This is a genomic window from Methanolobus vulcani, from assembly GCF_006546655.1.
In the GTDB taxonomy this organism is placed as follows: Archaea; Halobacteriota; Methanosarcinia; order Methanosarcinales; family Methanosarcinaceae; genus Methanolobus; species Methanolobus vulcani_A.
In genome coordinates this window covers 12,572-26,640 of record NZ_VIAQ01000014.1, presented here as the reverse complement: position 1 = coordinate 26,640, position 14,069 = coordinate 12,572, and the positions used below count along the sequence as shown (strand labels likewise).

At 41.1% G+C, this 14,069-nt stretch carries 13 protein-coding genes and 1 tRNA gene; 9 read left to right on the top strand and 5 right to left on the bottom strand.

Annotated features, from left to right (window positions below; genetic code table 11):
* Nucleotides 1-167 precede the first annotated feature (167 nt).
* Nucleotides 168-2,120 (top strand): sensor histidine kinase, encoded by a 1,953-nt coding sequence (locus tag FKV42_RS07220; protein ID WP_154809575.1) that lies wholly within the window; start codon nt 168-170, stop codon nt 2,118-2,120.
* Here FKV42_RS07220 and budA read toward each other — a convergent pair.
* Nucleotides 2,060-2,902 (bottom strand): acetolactate decarboxylase, encoded by an 843-nt coding sequence (gene budA, locus FKV42_RS07215; RefSeq protein WP_154809574.1) that lies wholly within the window; start codon nt 2,900-2,902, stop codon nt 2,060-2,062. The two genes, FKV42_RS07220 and budA, sit on opposite strands and share 61 nt — an antisense overlap.
* 102 nt (nt 2,903-3,004) lie before the next feature.
* A complete protein-coding gene (locus FKV42_RS07210; protein ID WP_154809573.1) occupies nt 3,005-3,481 on the bottom strand; it encodes a chemotaxis protein CheW in 477 nt (158 codons plus the stop codon).
* A gap of 247 nt (nt 3,482-3,728) precedes the next feature.
* Between FKV42_RS07210 and argH the strand changes: the two genes are divergently transcribed.
* The 5 genes from argH (at nt 3,729) to rpiA (ending at nt 9,865) form a co-directional block, all read left to right on the top strand.
* Nucleotides 3,729-5,210, top strand: a complete 1,482-nt coding sequence (argH, locus tag FKV42_RS07205; RefSeq protein ID WP_154809572.1) for an argininosuccinate lyase — start codon at nt 3,729-3,731, stop codon at nt 5,208-5,210.
* Nucleotides 5,211-5,285: 75 nt separating this feature from the next.
* Complete coding sequence (gatD, locus tag FKV42_RS07200; RefSeq protein ID WP_154809571.1) at nt 5,286-6,539, top strand: Glu-tRNA(Gln) amidotransferase subunit GatD; 1,254 nt, start codon at nt 5,286-5,288, stop codon at nt 6,537-6,539.
* Nucleotides 6,540-6,715: 176 nt separating this feature from the next.
* A complete protein-coding gene (locus FKV42_RS07195; protein WP_154809570.1) occupies nt 6,716-7,654 on the top strand; it encodes a DUF4268 domain-containing protein in 939 nt (312 codons plus the stop codon).
* A 164-nt stretch (nt 7,655-7,818) separates the two neighbouring features.
* Nucleotides 7,819-9,150 carry an aspartate--tRNA(Asn) ligase gene (gene aspS, locus FKV42_RS07190; RefSeq protein WP_154809569.1) on the top strand — a complete coding sequence of 444 codons (1,332 nt, stop codon included), beginning with the start codon at nt 7,819-7,821 and terminating at the stop codon, nt 9,148-9,150.
* A gap of 22 nt (nt 9,151-9,172) precedes the next feature.
* Nucleotides 9,173-9,865, top strand: coding sequence for a ribose-5-phosphate isomerase RpiA (gene rpiA / locus FKV42_RS07185; protein ID WP_154809568.1), 693 nt, complete (start codon nt 9,173-9,175; stop codon nt 9,863-9,865).
* Between the two features lie 45 nt (nt 9,866-9,910).
* Here rpiA and FKV42_RS07180 read toward each other — a convergent pair whose 3' ends face one another.
* From FKV42_RS07180 to FKV42_RS07170, 3 genes are all read right to left on the bottom strand, one after another.
* Nucleotides 9,911-11,116 (bottom strand): potassium channel family protein, encoded by a 1,206-nt coding sequence (locus FKV42_RS07180; protein WP_154809567.1) that lies wholly within the window; start codon nt 11,114-11,116, stop codon nt 9,911-9,913.
* A 63-nt stretch (nt 11,117-11,179) separates the two neighbouring features.
* Nucleotides 11,180-11,737 carry a magnesium transporter gene (locus tag FKV42_RS07175; protein ID WP_196214081.1) on the bottom strand — a complete coding sequence of 186 codons (558 nt, stop codon included), beginning with the start codon at nt 11,735-11,737 and terminating at the stop codon, nt 11,180-11,182.
* Nucleotides 11,734-12,357 (bottom strand): magnesium transporter, encoded by a 624-nt coding sequence (locus FKV42_RS07170; protein ID WP_154809566.1) that lies wholly within the window; start codon nt 12,355-12,357, stop codon nt 11,734-11,736. Before FKV42_RS07170 ends, FKV42_RS07175 begins: the two co-directional genes overlap by 4 nt.
* 124 nt (nt 12,358-12,481) lie before the next feature.
* Here FKV42_RS07170 and FKV42_RS07165 point away from each other — a divergent pair, with 124 nt between their 5' ends.
* The 3 genes from FKV42_RS07165 to FKV42_RS07155 all read left to right on the top strand — a co-directional run bounded on the left by FKV42_RS07165 (nt 12,482) and on the right by FKV42_RS07155 (nt 13,981).
* Nucleotides 12,482-12,784 carry a Dabb family protein gene (locus FKV42_RS07165; RefSeq protein WP_154809565.1) on the top strand — a complete coding sequence of 101 codons (303 nt, stop codon included), beginning with the start codon at nt 12,482-12,484 and terminating at the stop codon, nt 12,782-12,784.
* A gap of 325 nt (nt 12,785-13,109) precedes the next feature.
* Nucleotides 13,110-13,186, top strand: a tRNA-Val gene (locus FKV42_RS07160).
* A 417-nt stretch (nt 13,187-13,603) separates the two neighbouring features.
* Nucleotides 13,604-13,981 (top strand): DUF2283 domain-containing protein, encoded by a 378-nt coding sequence (locus FKV42_RS07155; protein WP_154809564.1) that lies wholly within the window; start codon nt 13,604-13,606, stop codon nt 13,979-13,981.
* The last annotated feature ends 88 nt before the right edge of the window (nt 13,982-14,069 follow it).

Here is a 14,069-nt window from a genome sequence, read left to right as displayed (position 1 = left end):
AGCATGTTTTGCCTAATGGTATCTTAGGCACCTCACCTATGATTCCTACCTATTTAATATGATGGTATAAAGGCAAATCATTTCCTTTTATTTATATGATCTTGAAAGCAACAAAATCTATTAATAGCAAAAATATATAATACAATTATATATTACTAAATTATAATGTGGTGCGGACAATTATTGACGCTGAAAAACTGGACACACTGGAAAAAAGAGAGCGAGAGCTTGAATGCATTTACAGCATCTCTGATCTCTTTGATCTCCATGTACCTACTGAATCTCTGTTAAAAGGAATTCTCCAAAGATTACCGTCAGCTTTTCTGTATCCTGAATTTGCAGAAGCTTGCGCAATTCTGGACGGTAATGAGTATCATACCGAAGGGTATGAAAAAAGCAAAGATTCGTTGTCCAGTGAGATTATAGTACATGGAGCCAAAGCTGGCATGATCCGTGTTTCCTATAAAAAAGAACTTCCATTTCATGAAATTGGTCCTTTTTTAAGTAGTGAGCAAAGATTACTTAATATGATAACTGCACGTCTTTGCAAGGTCATTGAAAGGAAAAAAGTTGAGGTTGCCTTACTTGATTCTGAGAAAAGATACAGACTTATATTTGATGCATCCCCCTTGGGTATCTTTGTTGATCGCAAAGGAATCATAACTCACTGCAACAGGAGTTTTATGAATATTTTTCAGATTCCAAAAGCAGATGTTGTGGGTTCGGAAATCTTTGATTTTGTAAATGATGATTCACTTAACAGATTGCTGGCTGGTGCTTCTATGGATCAGCATTCATTCTATGAGAACGAGTATTCTGCCAGTATAGCAGGCAATGAAAAACATCTCCGTTCTTATTATGTGCCTCTTAGAGGTCGGCAAAACATTATAGAAGGTGGCATCTGCCTTATAGCAGATATCACTACCAACAAGAACTTTGCAGAAGAACTGGAAAACCAGAAAGAGCTTCTCACAAGCACTTTCAATGCACTTCAGGATTTGATTCTTGTTGTTGACCGTGATATGAGAATTGTCACAAGTAACTGGAAAGGTGACATAATCGAACCTCAGAATCCGGATAATCTGCATCCGCAGGTTTGTGAATCCTTAAGTCCATCTTTAATGCCATGTGAACCCTGCCCGATTAAAGCGGTGTTCTCAACCGGCACAATGAATGAATTTGAACACACTGATCCCAGTGACCATAGGGTAAGGGATTTCAGGATATTTCCGGTCTATGATACCAAAGGTGATGTAATGATGGCTGTAAGTCACATTCGTGATATCACCGAACGCAAAGAAACAGAAGAGGCTCTTAAAAAGTCAACTACCGAGCTGGAACATGCTTATGAGGAATTGAAATCACTTGATAAACTCAAGGACGAGTTCCTGTCCAATCTGAGACATGAGCTGAATACTCCACTCACATCAATAAAGGGATTCAGTGAGCTTCTTTATGACGGTACTCTTGGCGAATTGAATGAAAATCAGATGAAAGCCATAGAACGTGTGGTCATAAAGACACGTAAGTTACAGGATCTCATTAATTCGTTACTGTTTGTGAGCACCAATCAGAGTGGTGATGTAAAATATAACTTTGAGCAAATTGACCTTATTTCTACATTAAATAGGGTCGTGAATATTTCTACTGACTCTATCAATGAGAAAAACCTGTTAATGATGACAGATTTTACATTTGATTCCTGTTCTATTGATGGTGACAGGACTTATCTGCCACAGGTGTTCCATAATTTGATAGATAATGCTATTAAGTTCACTCCTAAGGGCGGTCACATTACTCTTTTTGCATCCGTAGATGAGAACAGGGTACATGTTGTCATAGGGGATACTGGTATTGGTATTGCAGAAGAGGATATACCTGCACTTTTCACCAAATTCCACCAGATAGACAGTTCTTCAACCCGTAATTATGGTGGAAATGGTCTTGGTCTTTATATAAGTAAAGTAATAGTAGAGAGCCATAATGGAAAAATATGGATAGAAAGTGAGGACGGGACAGGAACCGATGTTCACATATCCCTTCCATTAAAGCAGGAAAATCAGTTCTCTGCTTCTTCAAGGTCTCCTTCATTATCTGTTGAAAGACCTGTGCTCAGATAATTCTCGTTTTCCGGCAGTTCCAGATAGAAACCATCACAACTGTCAATTTCAATTGTTCCTGAACTTATAGTATAATCCAGTATGTGTCCTCCGGCTGTCCTGTCTCTTGTTATGAAATGCAGGTGGTATCCGGGCACATTAATGCCATCAACAAATTCAGGCATCCAGTATCCCACAATTGTACCTTCAGTATTATTTAACTCAAAAACAGACTGATCCTTAGTCACATCAACAAGTCTTGGGTATGGTTTTTCCTGGGCAGCTACACTGCGTGTTTTCATGTATGAGAAATTTCCTGTGACCTTAACAGCATACATCAGGTTCTGACTTGGAAGCAGTTCCTCAATATATGAGGCAAGTTCCTGTCCGGTCATTTCTGTATTTATGTTGTCTTTAATATCTGCTTCAAAGAATGTAACAGCCGCAAAGGGCGATGTTTCCGTATCATCTTTTTCATAAACATTGCCGTCAACTTTTATCTGGTAAATGGCTCCATCAAGTTCCAGCATTTCCCCGTCAAGGTTATCAAATGTGCCAAGACCGAAATCCCCGTTCTCTTTCAGCTCTCCACAACTGATTTCCCCGTCATATACTCCTTCCAGGAGTGCATCAATAACTGAGAACTGATAAATGGTGTCTGTTTGGGTTTTCGTACTGATAATATGACTTTCCCCGTTAGCTTCATTGGCAGTCACATCTTCTGTCTGTTCATTGATGCATCCTGCTCCCAGAATGGATAGTAAAGTAACAAATAAAAGAAGGTAAAAGTTTATTTTTTTCATTTATATTTCCTCTCAAACGATAATCTCTTCATGATTGAAAATAGCAGGCATCAGTAGTTGCCTGTAAAAATGTTATAGAAAAAAGGAAGATACCGCAGGCAATTATGCCGCTGCAGTCTCTGTTAAAATATTCTCTAGATTAAGAAGAATAAGTAACCTGTCATCCATCTTACCGACACCTTTGAGGTATTCGGCATTGATCTTCTGTGTAATGATCTCAGGTGTCTGTTCTATGTTAGAACCTTTCAGGCGAATGACCTCACTCACAGAATCAACAACAAGTCCTACTATTGTTCCTTCAATGTCAACAACCACAATTCTTGATTCGTCTGTCATTTCTGTTTCCTGCATTCCAAAACGCCTGTCGAGGTCCATAACTACGATAATTTTACCTCTCAGGTTAATAACACCTTTTACATATTCAGGAGCTCTTGGTATTCTTGTAATGTCAGGCATGCGGATGATTTCCTGTACCTGCATGATGTTGACACCAAACTCTTCAACACCTAAGTTGAAAATAACAAGCTGGTTAAGATCTTCGTCAATGTTGTCAGTATAACTTTCAGTTACATTAGCCATTAATTCTCACCTCAGTGAAAACGAAATTGTATTAGCACAAATACATCTCGCGTATAATTATTCTTTATAATATTATATTGCAGTTAGTATATATAGCTTCTCTTAAACATTTGAATTATATCGCATGGTATTTCCCGGCGGGTAACTTGCAAAAAACCGATTCTTATTTAAGCATCCAGACCAATACCACGCTAAAAATCAGGATTACTTTTAGTTTTAGTTATATTTCACAATCACGAGGGTTCACATGAGCGATATTTTACGCAGAGGACGCTTATCTTCAACACCTGATGAAGATATGCTCAATTTTACATCATCAATGTCTGCTGACAAATGGATATTTGAAGCGGATATCCTTGTGGACATGGCTCACACGGTCATGTTGCAAGAACAGGGAATCATCAAAGAGAACGATTGCAGCAGCATCCTTACAGGTCTACTGAAGATCAGGGAAGAGGGCATTGAACAGCTTGACCACAGTTATGAGGATATCCATATTTCACTGGAATCCAGGCTTATAGATATGGTAGGCGAGGACACAGGAGGCAGAATGCACTCCGGTCGCTCACGAAACGATGAAGTTGCAACCTGCATTCGTATAAGACTCAGGGACGAACTTCTCTCTTTAATGGAAGAACTTTCAGGTCTCAGAAGCACACTACTCGAGCGTGCATCAGAGAACACAGAAACCCTCATGCCAGGTTTTACTCACCTGCAACATGCACAGCCAACTACATTTGCACACCACCTTGTTGCACATTCAGATGCAATTGGCAGGGATATTGAGCGTGTTATCAGTGCATTCTCAAGGGTGAACAAGTCTCCTCTGGGCTCAGCAGCTTTTGCATCTACAGGTTTTGATCTCAACCGTGACAGGACCTGTTCACTTTTAGGATTCGATTCTCTGCTTGGAAACTCAATGGATGCTGTAAGCACCCGTGACTTTTTGATAGAATCCGCATCAGTGATGTCCAATATCATGGTGAACCTCAGTAAGATGGCAGAGGAAATTATCATCTGGTCAAGTTCCGAATTCTCTTTCGTTGAACTTGACGATATGTACGCATCCACATCATCAATAATGCCACAGAAGAAGAACCCTGATTCTGCTGAACTTGTCAGGGGCAAGGCAGGCACGGTTATTGGTTCACTTATGGCTCTGCTTTCTCTCTGCAAGGGACTTCCTTTGAGCTATAACCGTGACCTTCAGGAAGCAACACCAAATATGTGGCGTGCTGTGGAGACTACTAGGAGTGCTGTCCGTATCACAAAGGGCATGATCGCTACTATGAAGATTAACACCGAGTCAATGGCTGAAAAGTCAGTACTTGGTTTTACAACAGCAACGGAACTTGCAGATACAATGGTAAGGGCCGGTGGAATTCCTTTCAGGACAGCTCATCAGATAGTCGGTGTACTGGCAAGAGGAGATGGAAACCCGACACTGGCTGATGTTGATACAGTAGCAAAGGATGTGATCGGGGAAACTTTGAGTTCCAGAGGTCTTACTGAGCAAATGGTAAAGGAAGCTCTTGATCCTGTTCTTAACATCAATAGGCGTTCAATTACAGGTGGTCCTGCACCTTCTGAAATGGAAAAGGCAATAAAAATCCGCCTTGAAGGACTCGAGGGTACAAAGGCAGGTATCTCAGAGCTGAATGCCGGTATTGAAGAATCACTGAAGGTTCTTTACGGAATTGTTGAAAAGTATACAGGAAATAAGGCTTAGATACTTATTTACAGTTTATTCCTATCATACAGTTAGAAATGAATATTCAAACTTACAGGTAATCAAGTGATGATCATGGATTATGAAGAGGGCGACAAAGTAAAGGTCGAGAAGTCCGGTGTGGAATATGAAGGCATTGTTATGCCAAGTACAACCGGTCATATTATTATCAAGATGGTCAGTGGCTATAACGCAGGAATTGAACCAGAGGGTGCCACTGTAACTGTAGTACAGAAAAAATCAGACATGGAAACTTCAGCAAAGAAATCAGTAAAAGCTGAAGTAAAACCCAAAAAAGGTCTTCCAAAGGTCTCCATCCTTTCAACAGGTGGTACCATTGCCAGTAAGATAGACTACAGGACAGGTGCTGTGACCTCACAGTTCTCTGCAGATGATATCCTGCAGGCAATTCCTGAGCTTACAGAGATTGCAAATTTCAGTGGAAAGGCTATCTACAACATTCTCTCAGAGAACATGAAGGCAGATTACTGGCAGGAGCTTTCAAGAGCTGTTGTTGAAGAGATCAAGAACGGTGCTGACGGTATCATTATCGCTCACGGTACTGACACCATGATGTATTCCACTGCAGCATTGTCATTTATGATTGACACACCTGTGCCTATCGTGTTTGTTGGTTCCCAGAGAAGTGCTGACAGGCCAAGCAGTGACAATGCCATGAATGCAATTTGTGCTGCAAAGGTTGCTGTAAGTGAGATAGCAGAAGTGACTGTTGTTATGCACAGTGAGTCATCAGATGATAAGTGTTCAATACACCGTGCAACCAAAGTACGCAAGATGCACACTTCCAGAAGGGATGCTTTCAGATCAATTAACTCAGAGCCAATAGGCTATGTTGATTATTCCACCGGGGAAATAACAACCGGTCTTTCCTTCATAAAGAGGAATGAAAGGGAACTGACACTTATGGATTCAATCGAACCAAAATGCGCCCTTGTGAAATTCACTCCTGGTTCAAGCCCGGATATTCTTGGTTATTTCATTGATGCAGGCTACAAAGGCATCGTCATCGAGGGAACAGGACTTGGTCATGTATCTACAGACTGGATTCCACAGATAGAGAGAGCCACCGAACAGAAGATCCCCGTAATAATCACTTCCCAGTGCCTTAATGGGAGAATATGTGACAGAGTATATGACACAGGCAGAGACATTTTAAAAGCTGGAGCAATTGAAGGTGAGGATATGCTTCCTGAGGTTGCACTTGTTAAGATGATGTGGACTCTTGGTCAGATACAGGATTATGATGATGCAGTTGATATCCTTAAACAGGATATCAGGTGCGAGATTAATGAGAGGAGCCTCGAATAGAGGCTTACATCTATTTTTTGTTTTATGATTGAGTTTCATCATAGAATAGTATTTTTTTCACTTTAAACATAGATGCTTGTAACAGCGTCACAATGTCTATTCTATAAAACAGATTCAATACGATAAATAGAAATATTCAAAGTTTATATTTCTATATATAGTTTTGAGGCGGTTATATGAAAGTTGGGAAAATTGAAAAACTGCCACTTAGAGAAATCTGGTCTCATGAAGCGATAGACTTTACTCCGTGGCTCGAAGAAAATATCGAAATATTGGGTGAAGTTATAGGTTTACAATTGTCAGTTGTTGAAAGAGAAAAAACAATAGGTACTTTTTCACTTGACCTGCTAGCTGAAGATGCTGATAGCAATAAAGTGATAATTGAAAACCAATTGGAGACAACGGATCACAAACATTTAGGTCAAGTGCTTGTATACATGATAGGGCTTGATGCAAAGACTGCTATATGGATATGTAGCGACGCTCGGCAAGAACATGTCAATGTAATTAACTGGTTAAATGAAATCACACCTGCAGACATGCTGTTCTATTTAATTAAAGTAGAAGGTATTAAGATTGGGGATTCATTACCTGCTCCACTATTTACGGTCACATGTGCTCCAAGTGAAGATATAAAACAAATGGGAAAAAATAAAGAAGAGTTTGCAGAAAGGCATAAGTTAAGATTAGAATTTTGGGAAAGAATGTTAGAAAAAATGAAAGGCAGAACTCAATTACATTCAAACAAGTCCCCAACCAAAAATTATTGGTTATCAACTACAGCAGGTAGGCCTGGGTTATCATATATCTACAATATCACAAAAGATGCAGCATCAGTTGGATTATACATTGACAAAGGGAAAGATTCTGAGGAAATTAATAGGCAAATCTTCAATATTTTCCATGATAAAAAAGACGACATTGAAGCTAATTTCGGTGGTCCATTGATATGGGATGTTGTTGAAGGCAGAAGATATTGTGGAATTCGATGGGACACCTATGATTCTGGACTCTTCAACCAAGATAAGTGGGATTCATTACAGAATAAGTTGATTGATGCAATGATTCGCCTTGAAAGAGCTTTCAAAAAGCACATCCAAGAATTGAACATCTAACTTCTCGTTCACATTACTATCATTACTATTTTTCCATTATATGGGTCTTTATTTTACTACTATAGATTTCCTCACCAATCCCAATTCGCAAACCTTTATTACGAATAAATTAGCTATTGAAGCAAATCAGTCTATTATATAAATACATTAATCAGGTGAATATTATGACATTAGCAAATCTCAGGACACACTATGCGTCACAGATCAAACCCGAGGAACTGGGTGACCAGAAGGTTACCGTGGCAGGATGGGTTCACGAGGTCCGTGACCTTGGTGGAATTTGTTTTGTTGTGGTCAGGGACCGTACAGGAAAATCCCAGATCACACTGGTGAAAAAGAAGACCGACTCGGAGCTTCTGGAACAGGCAAGAAAACTTGTAAGGGAATCCGTGGTTTCAATTACAGGAAGTGTAAAGCCGGAAGGAAAGGCACCAAACGGTTACGAACTTATCCCTGATGAGATCACACTTCTCAACGAGGCAGATTCACCACTTCCAATGGACACAACCGGAAAGGTAGAAGCAGAACTTGACACTCGTCTTGATTCAAGGTTTATCGACCTCAGACGTGAGAGGACAACATCCATTTTCAAGATAAGACACGAAGTCCTCAAGGCAGTCAGAGGCTACCTTACTGATAACGGTTTCATTGAGACTTCCAGCCCAAAGGTTGTAGCAACAGCAACAGAAGGTGGAACATCACTCTTCCCAATTACATACTTTGACAGAGAGGCTTTCCTTAACCAGAGTCCGCAGCTCTTCAAGCAGATACTCATGTCAGGTGGACTTGACAGGGTCTTTGAGATTGGTCCTATTTTCAGGGCAGAAGAACACGACACCCGCAGACACCTTAACGAAGCAACATCCATTGATATCGAAGCAAGTTTCTGTGACCACTTTGATGTAATGGAAATTCTTGAGGAAATGGTTGCCTACATCTACGAGCAGGTAATTGCAAACGCATCTGATTCACTTGCAGTGCTTGGTGTTGAACTTCAGGTTCCACAGGTACCATTCAAGAGAGTAACTTATGACGAGGCAATTGAGATCGTCAACGCAAATACAGATGAGATGCTTAACTGGGGAGACGACCTTGGTACAGCAGCCGAACATGCAATCGGTGAATATGTATTTAAGGAAACAGGGGAATCACATTACTTTATCATCGACTGGCCAACAGAGATCAAGCCATTCTATGCGATGCCATATGAGGATAACCCGATCCTGTCAAAGGGATTCGACATGATGCACAGGACAATGGAACTCTCATCCGGTGCACAGCGTATTCACATTCCTGAACTTCTCATCGAGAGGATCGAGTCACAGGGTCTTGACCCCGATGGATTCGAGTTTTATCTCAAAGCTTTCAGATACGGTATGCCACCACATGCAGGATGGGGTATCGGTTGTGAGAGACTTGTCATGACTATGCTCGGTGTTGAGAACATCCGTGACGTTGTACTCTTCCCAAGGGACAGGCGCAGACTTTCCCCATAATTCTTTTTCAGGATTGATACTTATGAAGGAAAGGAATCCAACAGGAGAAAGTCCTGAGAAGAAAGCTGCAGGAATTGCAGCAGCAGACCTTGTGCAGGATGGCATGGTTGTCGGTCTTGGTACCGGCTCCACAACAGCTTACACAATAGCCGAGCTTGGCAGGCGTGTTGACGAAGGCCTTGATATCCTTGCAGTTGTAACATCATACCAGTCCGAGATGCTTGCAATTCAGGCAGGAATTACACTCACATCACTCGCAGAACATCCTAATCTTGACATCGCCATTGACGGTGCAGACCAGATCGATAAAGGTCTGAATGTCATCAAGGGCGGCGGTGCTGCACACACACGCGAGAAGGTGGTTTCACGTTCTGCAGAGCGTTTTGTTGTCGTTGCTGACGAATCAAAATACAGTGAGCAGCTCAACCACTATGTACCTCTTGAAGTACTTCCATATGCAAAGGAGTACGTTTCACAGCAGGTATGCAGAATAGGTGGGAAACCGGAACTTCGTCTTGCAGCCAGAAAGGACGGTCCTGTAATAACAGACAACGGTAACTTCGTTATCGATGCAAGTCTTGGTGTAATTGAGAATCCTGTAGTAATAGCAGCTATTCTCTCACAGGTTGCCGGAGTTGTGGAACACGGTATTTTCACCAATGTGGACGAGGTCTATATTGGTAAGAAAGATGGTTCTGTAGAAATAATGGCCTGATCTTTTCAGATCAGGTTTCAAAAATTTTAAGTTATTCCACTCTTTTTAATTATCGTCGTCAAGCGGACATGCACACAGCTCGAATAATGCCTCTTCTCCAGTGTGTGAACCCCTTGCGATAAGGATGTCTCCGGCTTTTACAACAGTTCTCTTGTTAGGCCTGTAGACCCACCTGTCATCTCTTTTGATAGCCATCACATGTACACCGGTTTCGGTTTCCAGTTTCAGCTGGCCAAATGTCTTCTCAATTATTGGTGAGCAGTCCTGAACTACGAGTTTTGTTATAACTTCATCGGATTCCCTTACAGCAATTGTGATGATCGGATGCAGGTCTATATCCCTGAGAACCGTATCTGCAATAGTGTATGCTGCATCTGAAATCGCTTCTGCAGAGTTTGCAAGTTGAAGCAGGCCACGGAGAGTATTCACATCAGGTACGTGTTTTGCAGTTTCAAGTACCCAGTGCTGGAGTTCGTGCTTCATAATATCCATTTCCGACTCAAGAGCCTTTACTTCGTGAGCGATGTCCTCATTGTTGAAAAGCAGGGCAGAATATGCAAGTCCTACTGAAAGTTCTCCCATATTCTTCATTTCAACGATGATATCAACAGCTCTTTCAAGGTCAATCAGGAACCTCTCATGTTCCATTGTCCTTGGCACATACTTGCGATTAGTAACAAGTTCTATGAAAAGAGGAACACCTTCGTCATGCCCTCTGGCAAATATGACATCATCCGGTCTTATACGAGTCGCATGGTTTGGATCATATATCCACTCTTCATTGCGGCGTATTGCGATAATCCACATTCCGGCTTCGGTGTCAAGTTCAATGTCTTCCAGATTCATACCTGCAAGTTTTGAATCTTCGCTTACTGTTGCTCTTGAGATGGTTTCCTCAGCTTCTCTCATTGCCAGTTTTAGTTCCATTGGAATACCAACATCCCTGACAACGATCTGGGCAATGTCACCTGCTGCGTTTGCGATGTTTTCAGATGCACGTGCAACCTGAAGCACACCTGACATTTCCTCTGCTTCCTCAACACGTCTTGTACTGAGCATGGCAGCGATTTTCATATGATAATCAAGTGTATCCATCTTTTCTTCGAGGCGAATAACCTCTTCCGCAATATCCTCGTCATCATAGATCATAGCTGAGTATGCCAGATCCACCATGAGTTCGGATGTATCCTTCATCTCTATCAGGAGGTCCTTGAGATTACGTGGAATATACCTAATTTCCTTGGGACTCATAAATTTCTACCGTTCATTATATTCTTACTTTTTTATTGGTTTTTATCTTCATTATAGTTATAGTTATATCAGGTTCATGATGTGCATTGCCATGAAAATTCCGCTGACTCCTATCAGGTCACCGAGTGTGGCAATAAGCGGAATAACGGTGTCATCAGGATCAACTCCGAACCGATGTGATGCAAATGCGATGGCAATGGTGGCTGAGAAAACTGCCAGCAGTTCAAATGTACCTGCTAAAAGGCAGAGCACCAGAAGTGTGAAGAATGCGATCTTCATGTCAAATAGCATTCCGGTTATCCAGACTGTGATACTGACAAACACACACGCAACCAGGCCAACTATAAGGGCAGCGTAAACACTGTTTCGAACAACTGGGTTCCTGTGCAGCTGACTTCCAAAACCCATATGGAAGGATGAGGAAAGTCTTGCTCCAAGCATACTGCCGGTGTCTCCTCCAATTTTGATAAACGCCGGGATGAGCACCAGTATAATTGGCATTGATACTATTTTATCGATTTCAATGTTAAGTACCTGGCCAGAGAATATGCCTATGATGGATGTTACCAGCAGGATGGGGAATCCCCTTCCTACTATGCCTCTGACTGTGTAGTAGGTCATATCATAAGCACCACCTTTGCCGCCAGGAAGATCATTATCATGGATACTATGTCACCAATGGTGGCAATAGCAGGTGTTACAACGTTGTCAGGGTCAAATCCGAAGCGAAACATACCAAGTGCCAGCAGCACTGCAACAACTGAAAGAATAAGTCCTGAGGAAACTCCTGCAAGGACTGCTATAAGTGTTAGGGTAATTGCACCTGCACTATGCATTCCAAGTGCAATGGTTATGAAATGGCCGGCAATTCCTAGAACCAGCGACATAATAAAACTTAGAAAAAGAGATCCTGATACGTTATTGATAAGTTCGGGATTGCGGTCTATTTTTGTGATAAGACCCATGTGTATGGCACTTCCAAGACGGGAGCCAAGTGTGCACGAAATGTTTCCGCGCATTCCAAGTACTGCTGGTGTTATTACAATAAGTCCGGGGATTAGTTCTAACTCTTTGCTCATTCCCGAAAGTATAAGTCCGGATATTACTCCTCCTATTGTTGCCATAAGTTCAAATGGCAACGCCTCACGCACTATGGAGCGGACGCTTCCGTAATCTCCAATGTATTCCTCGACGACTTCTATTTCATAGTCCTCGTCTTCATCACTTGTGTCGTAAGCCATTATAGTGGCCTATTTACTTTGTTATTATTTATACATATCAGCATCATTGCTTTTTCTCAAAGTTTCTTGTTTCTATAGTTAAACATAAAACCAATGCTTTCCTTTCCAGAATCGAGGAAATCATATGTTAAAGCATATAGTTATGTGGAAATTGAAGGAAAGTGCAGAAGGTAACAGCAAGGAAGAGAATGCAAAACTCATGAAGGAGAAGCTTGAGGCTCTTAAATCTAAGATACCTGAGATTGGTGTTATCGAAGTAGGAATTAATGCAATTCCTTCTGATGCTGCTTATGATGTCACTCTTTATTCAGAGTTTAGTGATGAGTCAGCTTTCAAGACCTACCAGGTACATCCTGAACACCTGAAAGTTGCTGGGTTCGTCGGAAAGATCAATGATAACAGAGTAGTTGTAGATTATTTCGTGTGATAATTTCATTTCTTCATTTTTCTTTTTCCTTTTTATCAATAAAGTTGCTATAATTAAGGTTGAGATCACTAAGATGACGGGCAAGTTCTCAGTTTATCCCAGGCCCTCCACTTACGGCAGTGAAAAAGATTGATTTTATCTTTTTGTTTTTAAACCCCACATCACAACTACGTCAGATTTCTAGATTTATACCGGATTTTCTGTGATATTCACAGTTTTATCCTTTTTTCCAGCTCATTCACCAAAAAAGGTTATATACAACTAGTTACATTTATGGGTTGCTCGAGGGCGAAAGCGCCACCGAACAACTTTATTCGCAAGCAATGGGCCCGTGGTCTAGCCGGTTATGACATCGCCTTTACACGGCGGGGGTCATGAGTTCGAATCTCATCGGGCCCACCACAATTATCTATTTCTCTTGTAGTTTGTTCTTGCAGAGTCACAACGTTTTTCTTCTTATTATTGCGGTGCTGAGCGCAGCTTAGCACCTCGATCCGCGCTCCAGAAGCGTCATCTGGAGAAGCGTTATCTAGGTTGCGAATGGCATCGACCCCACCCCACACTCAACTACTTCTTTTGATTCTTCTGATTTCGGTTTTAATACAATTTTTTGCTATGTTTGTATATAGTTTCAATACAATAGAATTAAATAGACATTTTGAGTATAACAGGATTACCCAAGGACAAATATATGATGGTACGATCCTTTGCAGGTGGTTGGATTTTTGCTATTCTATTGAATAGGGACATTATAAAACGCTGGCTTTCAAGCTAGTTTCTCCTTTGTTTAAACAGGAAGCAAAAAGACGGGTGAAATGAATGAACGATAAACAAAGAGATTCCCAATCCGGAAAATTTGACTATGATCTCTTGAATGATACATTACATGTTCGCCACGTGGAATGCGAATGTGTTTCGTCGATGATGCTGGATGATATTATCCTGGATATGAACGAAGACAACAAATTCATCGGGGTTGAAGTTCCAAAAGCATCTAAAAAATATGGGGTTCACAAGCATGAGTTACTATCACCAATTGGACTTGACTATGATATCAAGATATCTGATAATGTAGTGAGAGTGGAATTGAAGTTAACTGTCAAAAAAAGAAATCATCCTGTTGTCAGAACAACCTCTGCGGCAGGTACAAATGATATGAACTTAGCACCAGCGTCTGCCAGACTGATATTTAAGTGATTGATCTGGCAGGAAGCACTTGTATTTTGAATGCATACAAGACTTACAGGTATTATATTATTAATAAATAGATTGAAAATAAAAAAGT

Coding starts and splice junctions, on each gene's coding strand:
- rpiA (WP_154809568.1), top strand. CDS start 9,173: ATGAAGGAAAGGAATCCAACAGGAGAAAGTCCTGAGAAGAAAGCTGCA.
- budA (WP_154809574.1), bottom strand. CDS start 2,902: ATGAAAAAAATAAACTTTTACCTTCTTTTATTTGTTACTTTACTATCC.
- FKV42_RS07210 (WP_154809573.1), bottom strand. CDS start 3,481: ATGGCTAATGTAACTGAAAGTTATACTGACAACATTGACGAAGATCTT.
- FKV42_RS07180 (WP_154809567.1), bottom strand. CDS start 11,116: ATGAGTCCCAAGGAAATTAGGTATATTCCACGTAATCTCAAGGACCTC.
- aspS (WP_154809569.1), top strand. CDS start 7,819: ATGACATTAGCAAATCTCAGGACACACTATGCGTCACAGATCAAACCC.
- argH (WP_154809572.1), top strand. CDS start 3,729: ATGAGCGATATTTTACGCAGAGGACGCTTATCTTCAACACCTGATGAA.
- FKV42_RS07165 (WP_154809565.1), top strand. CDS start 12,482: ATGTTAAAGCATATAGTTATGTGGAAATTGAAGGAAAGTGCAGAAGGT.
- FKV42_RS07155 (WP_154809564.1), top strand. CDS start 13,604: ATGAACGATAAACAAAGAGATTCCCAATCCGGAAAATTTGACTATGAT.
- FKV42_RS07175 (WP_196214081.1), bottom strand. CDS start 11,737: ATGACCTACTACACAGTCAGAGGCATAGTAGGAAGGGGATTCCCCATC.
- gatD (WP_154809571.1), top strand. CDS start 5,286: ATGGATTATGAAGAGGGCGACAAAGTAAAGGTCGAGAAGTCCGGTGTG.
- FKV42_RS07195 (WP_154809570.1), top strand. CDS start 6,716: ATGAAAGTTGGGAAAATTGAAAAACTGCCACTTAGAGAAATCTGGTCT.
- FKV42_RS07170 (WP_154809566.1), bottom strand. CDS start 12,357: ATGGCTTACGACACAAGTGATGAAGACGAGGACTATGAAATAGAAGTC.